At 34.9% G+C, this 12,666-nt stretch carries 14 protein-coding genes; all 14 read right to left on the bottom strand.

Annotated features, from left to right (window positions below):
• Positions 1-5: 5 nt before the first annotated feature.
• Positions 6-1,793 (bottom strand): type I-E CRISPR-associated protein Cse1/CasA, encoded by a 1,788-nt coding sequence (locus JCM10991_RS14360; RefSeq protein WP_025020657.1) that lies wholly within the window; start codon positions 1,791-1,793, stop codon positions 6-8.
• A 776-nt stretch (positions 1,794-2,569) separates the two neighbouring features.
• Positions 2,570-3,319, bottom strand: a complete 750-nt coding sequence (locus tag JCM10991_RS04210) for a DNA polymerase beta superfamily protein (protein ID WP_025020656.1) — start codon at positions 3,317-3,319, stop codon at positions 2,570-2,572.
• Positions 3,297-3,794 carry a hypothetical protein gene (locus JCM10991_RS04205; RefSeq protein ID WP_025020655.1) on the bottom strand — a complete coding sequence of 166 codons (498 nt, stop codon included), beginning with the start codon at positions 3,792-3,794 and terminating at the stop codon, positions 3,297-3,299. Before JCM10991_RS04205 ends, JCM10991_RS04210 begins: the two co-directional genes overlap by 23 nt.
• Positions 3,795-3,830: 36 nt before the next feature.
• Positions 3,831-4,595 (bottom strand): hypothetical protein, encoded by a 765-nt coding sequence (locus JCM10991_RS04200; protein ID WP_025020654.1) that lies wholly within the window; start codon positions 4,593-4,595, stop codon positions 3,831-3,833.
• 7 nt (positions 4,596-4,602) lie between these two features.
• Positions 4,603-5,313 carry a hypothetical protein gene (locus JCM10991_RS04195; protein ID WP_025020653.1) on the bottom strand — a complete coding sequence of 237 codons (711 nt, stop codon included), beginning with the start codon at positions 5,311-5,313 and terminating at the stop codon, positions 4,603-4,605.
• Positions 5,314-5,745: 432 nt separating this feature from the next.
• Complete coding sequence (locus JCM10991_RS04190; protein WP_025020652.1) at positions 5,746-6,108, bottom strand: hypothetical protein; 363 nt, start codon at positions 6,106-6,108, stop codon at positions 5,746-5,748.
• 28 nt (positions 6,109-6,136) lie between these two features.
• Positions 6,137-6,376 (bottom strand): DUF551 domain-containing protein, encoded by a 240-nt coding sequence (locus JCM10991_RS04185; protein WP_025020651.1) that lies wholly within the window; start codon positions 6,374-6,376, stop codon positions 6,137-6,139.
• A gap of 3 nt (positions 6,377-6,379) precedes the next feature.
• Positions 6,380-6,898, bottom strand: a complete 519-nt coding sequence (locus tag JCM10991_RS04180; RefSeq protein WP_155889567.1) for a hypothetical protein — start codon at positions 6,896-6,898, stop codon at positions 6,380-6,382.
• Between the two features lie 23 nt (positions 6,899-6,921).
• Entirely contained in the window at positions 6,922-7,113 is a 192-nt protein-coding gene (locus JCM10991_RS15100; RefSeq protein WP_162149488.1) for a hypothetical protein, read from the bottom strand.
• Between the two features lie 48 nt (positions 7,114-7,161).
• Entirely contained in the window at positions 7,162-7,368 is a 207-nt protein-coding gene (locus JCM10991_RS15365) for a hypothetical protein (protein WP_025020649.1), read from the bottom strand.
• A 114-nt stretch (positions 7,369-7,482) separates the two neighbouring features.
• On the bottom strand, positions 7,483-7,827 hold the full coding sequence (locus JCM10991_RS04170) for a hypothetical protein (protein WP_025020648.1): 345 nt from the start codon (positions 7,825-7,827) through the stop codon (positions 7,483-7,485).
• Positions 7,828-7,844: 17 nt separating this feature from the next.
• A complete protein-coding gene (locus tag JCM10991_RS14355) occupies positions 7,845-8,618 on the bottom strand; it encodes a MazG-like family protein (RefSeq protein WP_025020647.1) in 774 nt (257 codons plus the stop codon).
• Between the two features lie 40 nt (positions 8,619-8,658).
• Complete coding sequence (locus tag JCM10991_RS14350; RefSeq protein WP_025020646.1) at positions 8,659-11,769, bottom strand: AAA family ATPase; 3,111 nt, start codon at positions 11,767-11,769, stop codon at positions 8,659-8,661.
• A gap of 72 nt (positions 11,770-11,841) precedes the next feature.
• Positions 11,842-12,141 (bottom strand): hypothetical protein, encoded by a 300-nt coding sequence (locus JCM10991_RS04155; RefSeq protein WP_025020645.1) that lies wholly within the window; start codon positions 12,139-12,141, stop codon positions 11,842-11,844.
• Between the last annotated feature and the right edge of the window lie 525 nt (positions 12,142-12,666).

Genomic DNA, 12,666 nt, shown 5'->3' with positions numbered 1-12,666 from the left:
AATAATCACCTCAAAATATTTCTAATTTTAAAATCAAATGAATTAAGAACAGTATAAATGTTTTTGTTGACGGTCTTTCCAGCTTTAGTTTCAACCGTAGTACCATTGATTTCTTTGCTAGAAGCACTTACATACAACTTAGACTTAAAGTTGTATGTAATTTTACGTAGGACTTCATTTAACTCGTCAGATTTTTCTACTAAATCACCTGTTGGGTCAATGGAACTAAACCATTCATTAAAGCTATCATCTAACTTGTTATAAAGACTCTTAACTTGCTCATTAACAAACTTCGAGTTGTTTTGCCCTTTTTCCCCATAGCGTAGTTCAGCAATATCTTTAGCTGCTAGCGCTAAAGCATTGTGAACTAAACGGATTCGTTCTAAAGCATCAGCAATTAAGAACTTCACATCACCATGTGCTAAATCACTAGAGTCAGAATCAGTTGGGACAAGTAGGTCTGCATTGAAATCAAAAGAATCATTGAAATCATCTACTGGCAAGCCGTCTGCTTGTTGGCTTTTAAGTAGCAATACATTCTTCAAAGTCAATGTTTTATTTGTCAAGATTGACTCTGTAATGCTGTTATTTCGAAGTAAAGTTAACCACTCCATGAGTCCAACGTTAGGTGTTTCTCGTAATGGTTTTTTAGTTTTAGGAGACTTTCTCTTTTTAGAATTGTCTTTGGTGCCGTCTTGAATTTCAACGTGTGGTAATGGAATGAATTCTCCAATACTTCGCCATAAGGCTGTGGTAAATTCATCAGGCTTTTTGGTATTTGGTAAGACAATATCTTTTTTAAGAACACGCCAGCTTGTCATAGGCTCTACGTTGTAATAATCAGCTGAATCAAATTGTGGTAACCCTGCTGAGAAGATTGCAGGACGTCCAAAATCATCCCATTCAATACATACCGCACGAGATAAATTTGTATATAATTCAGTGATATTATTAGGCTTATCTAGCGTTCTAAGCTTATCAATATAAGCTAGTGGGTTATCATATTCCCAAACGGGTTTTTGCTTATTAGGGCTATCAAGTTTTAAATTAAGCATGAGTGTGTCAAACATATCATCCCCTACTGCAAAAACAGGATTAATTTTAAACAGCCAACCCGGAGACTTACTAAATTTTTCTTTGTTCTTAATGGCTGTTTTGTCAGACGTGGCTGTATAACCTTGGAAACTAATTAACCAGCGAGCTAATTCATCAAATGTAATTTTATTCTTGTAGCGTTCACTTTCTAAAGCAAATAAATTAGGAGTATTACTACTTTCAGAAATAGTACGTTTAAATTGCTTAACCGTAATTGTCCCAGTTACAGCCACACTATCATTTGCTCTGTTATTAAGATCTTTTAATTTCTTAGCATTGATTTGCTTGTTATCTGGAACTAACTCATTGTATTGAGTTCTAGTTACTTGGTAGAAAGGCTTATCTCCAAACAAGTCAAAACTAGCTTGGTTTTCTTCTAAATAAGCTACCACTTCATCAGCACGATAGTTCTTGTAAATTTGTTTCCATTTATTAAGAGCCGCTTTTTCAATTTGTTCTTTGTTATCAGTAGGGCTTACTTCATTTTCGATAGAATAAGTCTTGTGCATGATAGCTAACAGAAAACGTAAAACTGAAAGATTTTGTGCTTCTGATTCTCCTGCTAGTGAAATATAATCCTTAGCGTGTGTAAAAAAATCTTTTAAGCTAATTGTTTCGATTTCGAAATCCCCATTTAACACATTTATCCAGTTATCAGTAACTAGATTAAAAGACTTCTTTTGAAAGGTTTTGTCCACTATGCATCACCTCATTTTCGTATTTTTTACGATGTTTACGTCGTTTATTAATTATGTAATTATGATAACTCCTTTTTGTATATTTTTCAAGAAAAATTAGCAGAAAAATCCAAGGAAAGTTGTCGTTTTTTATACGATTGTTTCTGTCGAATTTATTGATAAAAAAGCAAGTGATATAAGCGATATACTTATTGTTTTAGGTGAAAAATAAACGAGGAATACTCTGCCATCTGTCTTTGACTAAAATATGAGAAACGTGTATAATAAAACTAAGCCGTAAAATTGCGAAAAAATACCCCCTTACCTGTAATGTGTACACCATTATTAGGTTAAGGGGGTATTTATTGTAGTGCAAAATCTGCCTAATATTTAGCAGCATTTTGCAATTTGGTTAGTTGTGCTAAAGTTCCATTTTTTGCAACTTTTGAGCAGTAATTGTATGATCTGATTTTAACGATTGTTAATTTTGGCAAGTCTTTAATCTTTTCTTTCACATCATCTCCAAAAGTATTAAATACTTTGCAAAGACCCCCCTACATACATAGGGAAACAGAAAGGAAAAAGTATCACTGTTGTTTTCACTAGAGCAACACCTACACAGACAAGTCACGCCTGCACATAGTAGGTAACACCGGAAGCATCCCGATAATCATCATCTCACCAATACATCAGAACATCACGAATCAAACTCGTAAACGTTGACTTGATATTCAGAAATATCGTCCTTACTTTTAAGTAATTTCTTAGTTTCTTCGCTAGACTTTAAAGCGTCTTCTTTAGATAAAAATGCTGCAACATTGCCTTCTCATTTGCACATAAAAAGTAGGTACTACTTCTGTTTGCAGAAACTTAAAGCTCATGATATTGAACTTATCTACCAAATCAGAGTTATATTCTAATTTTTCCATAGCTGAATTACATGACTGCTTAGCTTGTTCAATCTGCTTTTCTAAGTCATCAATTTCTTTAACAGTCCATTTTTCTTTTTGCTTAACATTTTTGATATTTGAGAAATCAACGCTAATGATTTTCCCGTTAGTTGTAATTTGATTAATGTACTGAATATTTTTCAACACACTAAATACAGCTTTACCAGTTTTATCTTGGCTATTTTTAATTCGTTTTAAATTGCTAAAAGTCATACCTAAAAGAGCTTTTAACAACTTTCCTCTTGCCATTTCAAAGACGAACTCAATTAGTTCATCATAAAAGCCTTTGAACTGATCTGTTGCATACAACAAGCACGATTTATCAACAAACAACTCTAAAATATTAGGATTACCTTTGAGAACTAATTGTACGAATTGCCTGAAAGAGTAAATCTTAATGTCTACATCCCCTTCAATCAACTGTTCAGAAACGAATTTCCCAGTTAAGAAGTCTTGCGGTACATCTGCAACTACTGCAATGTAGTCAGTTTCTTGGTTATCATCTAACTTTGCGTTGTAAAGCGTTGAACCAGTCAAAAACAATCCGATTAACTGCTTTTCATTTAGTAACTCTTTAATTTTCTTGAGCTTTTCCAAAAACATACCTTCTTTCTAAAGGAGTTTGTGCCAGTTTTCGGGCTAAATCCATAACTTTTTCTTTTTGCTCATTTGTTAGCAACTCAAATCCTAAGCGCATAGTACTAAATGCATAAGGTGTAATTTTGCTAATAATGCATATTTTTCCATTAACATTAGCTAAACTACAGATACGCTCATCACCATAACACTCAAAGCCTAACTCTTCCGCTAAACGTTTAAAACCGTCATACGTTAGCTCCGAATTGGAATTATAGTCGTCAATGGCTTCTGTTGCAAATTCTAAGATTTTTCCTGTCTGCTCAGCTGAAAAATCAAAGTCTGTCGTATTGAGTTTTTGAACATAACCATCGTTGTCAAAGATACCAATTAATGTATCTTTATAATATAAGTTAAAAAGTGCCATCTCTTTTTCTTGTTTAGGGACAACTGAAAAATTGCCTTGTACATAAGTGGTTTTAGTAGAATAACTCATCTAAGTGCACCTCGTTTCCTGATGTGTTAGCAATATTTAGCTTGCTAAGTTTGATGCTTTTGCTTTATAAGCATAACGCCATTTGTCGAACAAGAGTAACGCTAATAACATCTCGTCATTGTCGTAATCATACTTATCTTTAACGTGACTTACTTTAGCAGGTGTAATTTTAACGTTTTGACACACTTCCTTTAATGAACCAAACTTATTCAAGCACTTTTGAGCAAGTTGATAACACTCATACAGATCAACAGCGTTTTGTTCCTGCTTTGTTGGAACCTTGCCTGCACACAACTTAATTGTACGTTTGTTAAAACCAATTTCAGAAAGATCTTTTAGTACATTTTTTCCTTGGTTTTCTTTTTCGCGTTGATATAAAGTATAAGTATCTGTATCGGGTAGATTGAAGACACGATAATACCACACAAGCAAAGCTTTATGTGTTGCAAATTTTTTGATATATTGCTTAATACTACGCTTTTGCCTTCCAACTGTTCTAGAAAAACCATCTTTATCTTCTTCAAACTTTTCTAATAATACAGCTTTGACTTTTTCCAAAGATAAGTCTTTTACTTCAGAAACCTCACGGTAAACAATGGGATAAGCAAATTCCCACCGTTCTCTATATTTTGGAGCAATTAATAGCACGTCATTCATAATACGAGTTATAGTGCCTAATGATACACCAATTTTTTTAGCAATAAAGGCATTATTAACTAATGGACTCATTTCTTTCAATTCTTTAACTTGTTTTTTAAACATTTCAGTTTCTTTTTCAGTTGAATAGAGCGAATCGGTCATCCGTCAACTACCCCTTTCTTTGAGTTCCTCTTTTTCCAAACCAGTCTAAATCGTATGGAACAACTGCCTGTTGAATTTTAGCCAACGCATCAAAGTATTCATCTTTATTACGACAAAATAACTCGGGATGCTTGATTTTTTCTAAATCCAAACCAGTTCTTTCCGCTAATTCTTCTTGAGTAAGAATAGTTCTACCATTATGTGCTAAAGCTCGCATCACCTTATTAGTAATCTTACGGTAGAAATATGGTGTATTTGTAACAGTATTAATAAGTCCGTCTTTTGACACTAAGTTTAAATCTGCAACTTCGCACATGCTACAAGTTGTCTTAGTTAGCATTTTAACAGCACGACTAATATTCGATTGACTCAAGTCTAACAATTGAGCGATACGTCGTACATCAAGTAAGACACCATTACGTTTACCTGTTTGGGCTAAATCGTCTTTTAAGGCGTCTAAATCTCTTTCTGAATAATCGTAAGTGTACAGATCCATAATATTTAAGTTGTCAATTAAAAATCTATACGTGTTCTCGTTATTAGCATTACGCTTACCATAAATAATTAGCTGGTAAGCTGATTCGCTGTAGACTTCCGAAATTTCGAAAGCCAAATAAACTTCTAAAATAGTTTTTCTAAGGTCTTTTTCAATCAATTTATCCATCTTGTGATTAATCACTTGGACACGTTCTGATCCAATAGATTCTAATTCGTTCATAAAAATGTCCTCTACTTTCTCTTTTGCGATTTTACTAAACAATAGCATTCGTTTTCTTTCTAGAAAGTTAGTAATGCTTATCCATTTCTAGTATAACACATTCGTTTAAAAAACAAAGTATTTTATCAATAACAATCACTAAAATATTAAATTAATTATCGTTTAATATACGAAATAAATAGCTTAGAATCCCAATTTAATGCATTTTCAGAGCAAAAAAATAAGCGTAACCCTTATTAAAAAAAGAGAAAGTTACGCTCAATTCAATAAATGTTTATTAGTTGTTTTTTGCATTACGTAAGTACCGCTTGACAGTTGAAATGGATATTTCAAAATGCCGAGCAGTATCGATAGTGGTATGACTTTTGCGATACTGAACAACTTGGCCCACGTCTCTTTTTGGGGATGGACCTGTATGGAAGTTGGGATCAGTTAATTTCTTGTTCTGGCGAGCAGCGTAAGTCGCTCTCTTGTTTCTGAACGAGAAATTATCATTAATTCTTTCAGGAGACTACCGGCTTCAGAAATCCTTGATAGCCTAATCTCTGGAGAAATTATCTGAATGTCAATTTCTTTTTCCCACAGTTGCTCTACAATCTCATTAATCTCACGAATCTTGCTAGAAATATCTGTGAGAGACGAGAAATAAATGACATCATTAGGTTCAAGCTTATCTAAAACTTGGCCCACTGCTCCAAAAATTAAAGCATCCCCATTGATGCCATAACTTCTCATTACACTTTTCTGTTGTTCTACTAGCGTTGCATCACCACTTATTACATATCCATACTTCATTAATCGTACATCCTCACCACTTTTAGTTCTACACCCATTTTATCGGTAATTCTGGCAAAGGCATCCACCAAATTTTTTTGCCTTCGCTAAGATAATCGTCAAATGACGTTTCATCATCATAAAAACTATAACATTCTATCCAAATTTCGTGACCATCAGACATCAAAATTTCTTGGTCATCTTCGGGCATCTCACTGAGATAATCAAATACTGTATTATGTGAGCTTACCTGTTCTTTAGGTTGAGCTTCGACCTTAATCCATTGCATGTTTCATCCTTCTTTCTTTGGCGCTTTTGGCATTGGCATCCACCATAATTCTTGATAATCTACATTTGCATAGTATAAGCCAACAGTTCCATCTTCAAAATCTGCCCAAAGGTCTTTTTTGACTACGTAACCGTCGCTTATCAAAATATCATCCCCAACATCAGGAAGATTGCAAACGTATATAGATGGATAATCTAAACCAGAGCCTTTTTCTTCTTGCGTCGTTGGACGTGTTTGGAAGTTAATCCACCCACTAGCATCTGAACTAGTATCTGATTTTGGTGATAGAGGTAACTGATCCCAATTGGCTTGATTCCAATCACTGTAATATTCTAGTCCTGAATAGTCGTTATCGTCAATCCAGACATCGGTGTCAACAATATCGCCATTAGTAACAAGAACTTCTTCCTTATCCTGTGGTACCTCACCATCCCAAATATAACGTCCATCCTTAGATATTTCTTTTAGTTTGATTTTTTTCCACTCAACCACGCAAATCACCTCAACTTGTTTTTGATCCATAGCATTACTCTACTGCGCATACTTTAGCGATAATTAGCTTTCTCATGCACATAATTGTCCCCAAGGAGTTCTTCTTCACTAATTGCGCCATGGATGGCAAAAGCATAGAAAATACTTTCAGGAATCAATAGCAGCAATAACTTTGGTACTAGGATTAAGAGCCCACATATTGCTAAAACACTCAACCAAATTAATACTGAAAAAAATGAATACAAGGTATTTTTGTTCATCACTACCACCAACTTTCTCTGTTATTTTCTCTACTAATATTCTTCTGATTCACCATCAGAATTCAAAGAATAATTCTGATAACTATTTTGGTAGACTTTGAAAAATCTAATCAGGACGTCCATTACATCTCTTGGTTCTACCTCTGCATTGATAAATACCAGTTGTAATGCGTTTAGTAGTGTTTCTGCACTACTAAACACCTCACCTTTTTCAAAGCCACTAGCCAAAGAAGCTAACATCTCAATTTTGTTACTTTCTTTCTCAGAATAAAATTCATCCTTATTAAATCCATTAAATTTCTCCTATATGCTTGTACTGCAATCACTAATTGCACTGATTGTTTTTCTACTTTTCTACCATGGGACGCCAACTACTGTGTCACCTGTTAAGAATTGAGAATGCAATATGCCCATATGGAATAATGCCATTATCAACACAATTCCCAAAACGACAACGCAAAAAAGGATTATTTCGAGAGATATCTTAATATTTTCGTGTTTTTCTTCAAGTTTGCCATGATAACAACCGAGCGAAAAAGCTAAATAGAATAAACCGCCAATTATACTTAACCATCCATCGGCTGAGAAAACATCTCTGTGCAAAAGATATACAGCAAGTGCACCGATAGCAAGTTCTAATGCTGTAAACCAAATAATTAGCGCTCTACTTTGTAAATTTTTCTTACCAGATTCTTCCAAAATTACCACCTAACCTACTATCTCAAGTCTTCTTCTTTGACGAATGTACCATTGATTGTCTTGCCACCACGATTAGCAATCGTATTATAAGCTTTATTTAAGCAGTCAGTAGCGTCCAAGTTGCACCGCAACGAGAAATGTTGAACTTTTAAAAAGGCTTTGGCTAAATGATATTCGACTGGCTTATATAGTCCGTCAAATGCATATTCAGCTACTTTTCCTAATTCAATGCCAATTTTAGTAAATGCTTCGTGCTTACTATTGGAAGGCTTGTCTTTTACCAATTTAGCATTATCAATTTCACGTAGTAAATCAATATTCATTTGGTGTGCAAAGATAATAATTGTAACTTGTAGATCACCAATTGAATCAATTAATTCATCGTGCCAATTCTTATTCATAGCGGTAGCTGTTTCACCAAGTTCTTCATAAATCTTGGTAAATTGAACTTCAGGATTAGCTGTCAATAAGCCACGTTCTTCCGCCCAAACCTTAAGCTTACCAACTAATTGTGGCAAAGTTAATTCCTCTTCTTTTGGTCTAAAACAAATATCTACCACAAGCGAATTTGCCATTTCTTCTACACTAAGTTTCAAATCATAGCCATGTAAATCAATTTCTTTCTTTACTTTTTGAAGAGTATACACTGTTAAGTGTTCTGCTTGCCACTCTTCTTCTGACATGTTGTCAACCACGAAATTAAAGCGTTGTTTATCTACTATCCAATGTTTTTGGTTAGGCTTAATATCGGTTGTAACAACATTATTAATAAAATCTTTGGTATTTTGCATTTTTTATTTTCCCTCCAGTAGTGGTATCCTAACTTCTCTTTCACTCTTGATAGCCATAAGCCGACCATAAATCTAACCCAAAGCCCTCGTTGAAATAATCTGGACCTTTTGCCATAGCTCTAATCTTATCAACAAGCATCGTTTTACGATTTGTCCCTAGTCTTTTAGAACATTGCTGAAAAGCAGAATATTGGCCAACTAATATGATTTTTTGCTTAGCTCTTGTAATAGCAGTATATAGCAAATTACGAGCAAACATAAATTGGAATTGATGAATCATCGGGATGATAACAATTGGATATTCTGAACCCTGTGATTTATGAATCGTTGTTGCATAAGCAAGCGTTAATGCGGCTAAATCAGAATATGGATAATCTTTTTCAATTATTTCACCATTACCGTATTTGAATTCAACAAGAACTGTCTCATCTGGTAAAATTGATGTAATTTTTCCTATATCACCGTTGTAGATACCTAAATCAGGATAATTAACTCTATTCATGACTTTATCACCAACATGGAAAGTCTTATCTTTCGCAAATTCAACTACTTTATCATCACTAGATTTAGGGTTAAAGATTTTCCGCATAACTTCATTAAGATTATCAGTACCGTTTTTATACTTGTGCATTGGTGATAAGATCTGAATGTCGTCTTCGGTATAGCCTTGTGCACGCATCTCATTAACAACTTGTACAATAGAATTCATAGCAAATTCATCGGCATTAACTGGCTCAACATTCACATTCATTGGCTGCATTTGTTCCACAGCGTTATTAGGCATTATAGGCAGAAAATCATTAGGAATTAAATCATAGCCGCTTCTCTCGTCTGGGCCAAAATAATCATTAGCATTAGAGAACATTGTTTGATCTGCAGGCACTTCTTCATAATTAATCATAACATTAGCGACCATTTCATCATCGACATTATCATTGAAGAGATTGCTATCGTCTGTATTAAAGCTATCACTTTCGACTACAGGATTAACACTGCTATCATATATCGAACTACTATCATCTACGGGGATGTATCTCATTGTTTCAGACACTTGACTAAAATCACTTGGCAATGAACCAGAATTGACACTCTTGGCTAAGTTAACAATCCGAGAGCCTTCACCTTGTCGGAAAATCTTAGTTAAGCGTACATAAGGAACAATGTCTGAACGTAATATATCCGATAGCACTTGCCCTGGGCCCACAGAAGGTAATTGATCGCTATCCCCAATTAATAAGATACGCATATCATCTTTTAATGCAGATAAGACTACACTCATTAATGATGTATCAACCATTGAAGTTTCATCAATAACTACTAGGCGACCTGAAAAAGAAATATCTGGCGACTTTGAGCCTACTCTTAACTTCAATCTTCTGTGGATTGTAGCGGCTTCTAACTGTGTGGATTCTTTCATCCTTTGTGCTGCTCTACCTGTTGGAGCAACCAGAGTTACAGGAGGCGGTACAATGCCTTCTACATTGTCTGGGTCTGGATCATCATCTTCTAAACTCTTCAAGTAATCGTCCCATTGTTTTCGCATATCATTGATTTCATCTACATAGTCATTTGAATCATCGACTTCAGGGAAGATGTACGAATAAGCTTTCATAATTCCATTTAGGACAGATGTTTTCCCAGTCCCCGGACCACCAGTAATAATAAAGAATCTATGTGTCAAAGCCCCTACAATTGCTTGTCTTTGTTCTTCAGCATATTGTAAATTTAAGTCATCTTCGACAATATCAATTAACTTATTAAAGGCTTGTTCATCTGAAATAGCTTCGTTAGCCCTTGCGTAAACATCCATTCTAGTGACAGACTTTGTTTCTTCATCAACTTTATCTGCCTCTGTATCATCTTTTGCATCTTTATCTATTTCATTTTGATTTACTGATTCCTCTTGAGTTAGCGAGTCTATATCAATGTCATTTTGTTCAGCATATATCGCAAACTTAAGTTCTTCTAAGAAATCATCAACAGATTCTGTTAGTGAGTCATCTTCTTGTTCTAACAGGGCAAAAATTGCCTTAACAATGTAGTTCTCGTTTTTGAACATTTGGTAAGTGGTAATTTTATCGTTCGATGAATTGTCATTGATAAAGGCAAGTTTCTTCTCACGTTTTAGATACTGCATAACTTCCTTAATTTTAGCATCTAAGCTATCTTCCCCGTCTTTTGTTGCCACGTTATTAGTATTATGTGCTAAATAGCGTTCTGGTATTTCAGATTGCCAATTAGAACGTAAGTCCTTCGGTACACTTTCTAGCAAATCACGTGTTTGGACATAGGTATCACCAGTACGTTGAAGACTTTGAGTAACAGAATAAACTAGGCATTCAGCGATACGCCGACGATCATCAAAAGCATATCCCGCAGCTTGAGCTACTTTATCTATTTTAAGAAAAGAGATTCCCGGAACTTCTGTAAACTTGTAGACATTCTTATAAGTAAAACTCGCAACTTTCTTTTTGCTACTTTTCAATTTATCGTACCGATAAAACTCTTTAATTTTAGTAATCATGTTAGAGGTCATCCCCCAACTCGAGAGCGTTGCAAGCGCACTGTTAGGTAAAACATCTTCTTCAAAGGCATCCTTCAAACTAGCCTTTTGTTTCTTGTTTAGGCTCGTCTTATCAATCACCGTTAAATCCTTAGTGATTTTCTGTAAAGCATCTCCACCAAGTTCAGACACTAATGTTTTAGCCGCCTTTTCACCGATACCTTCAAAAGTATCACTGGAAAAAAAGTTTACTAATCTATCAAGCGTATATTTGTCATACTTTCTTTTGGGGTTATCATTCCCATTATTTGGCGCTTTTTGAGCCATTTGAGCCACTTGAGTTTGTTTCATTAGCTTACTTACATCAGCAGGTGTATCACCGTCCACAGACGAATATGTGGCTTTTTTAAGGGTATAATTGTTATATTGTTCAGAGTATTCAAGATAACCATCGAAAATCAGTTCTTTAGAAGTATTAACATATTCATCTAATTCAGGAAAATCTCCCATTACGCTAATCCAGTCTTCTTGTTTCCACTTATCATTTAAAGAATCATAGATTTGAGAACGATATCTAAGCTTATAAATACGGAAATCGCCCTTTGAAAAAGTAATCTTAGCAATTTTTCCCATAACTTTATCTGTCATCTAAAGCCTCCTCCTTCTCGTTAGTATTTGTTGCAAACTAAGCGTATAAGCATAGTCAATAGGTATTGTAGATTATTGCAGGGCAAACATATTATTAATTGCCCTAAGAATTAATGTTTTTTGTGCTGGTGTTGCCTTATGTGAGATAACATAGCCGCCATTCCAATCAATACTAATTAATTGCTTTTTTAAGAGAAAATCACGTGTCTTATTAGATTTCTTGATATTATGAACCTTAGAAGAACTAGGTACAGACACACCTACTCTTGATAAATCTTGTTCCATCCCAGTTACTAAATTTATTAATTTTTTCCAGTCTTTATCCGTCATTGTTGTTTGATTATTTCGTGTGTAATATTCAGTATTTACCATTTTAAAAAAATCCTTTCTGATTGATGCGCTACATCATAGCAATTACTCGACATAAGCAGTCGTGTTTTTGACCCAATAGGGCGCCCCTATACGTATAGGGAATACTTTTTTTATGATTGCTAGAGTTTTGAGCTGACAGGCCCACACCTACACATATAGGGAACACCTTTTTAATTGCTTTATGCTGTTCTTCACCAGAACCACCCCTATGCACATAGGGAATACGCAATACCCAAGCGATTAATCGTTTAGGTCTAGATCCACCCCTACATACATAAGGAATACCACACAAAGACCATGTTCATCTCGCAGAAGACAGGTCCACCCCTACATACGTAGGGAATACGTCCTTTGCCAGTCACTTTTGTTGTCTTATCAAGGAACACCCCTACATACGTAGGGAATACCGCCTTGTTGGTTACTCATAAAGCTTGTAGCATGGGATCACCCCTACATACGTAGGGAATACTATAGGAAAAATAGAATTATAACGAAGTCAATAGATCCACCCCTACATACGTAGGG

Origin of the sequence: Ligilactobacillus equi DSM 15833 = JCM 10991, from assembly GCF_000615765.1 — a bacterium.
Taxonomy (GTDB): domain Bacteria; phylum Bacillota; class Bacilli; order Lactobacillales; family Lactobacillaceae; genus Ligilactobacillus; species Ligilactobacillus equi.
The sequence above is the reverse complement of the archived record's forward strand: the minus strand, read 5'-3'. Positions and strand labels throughout refer to the sequence as shown.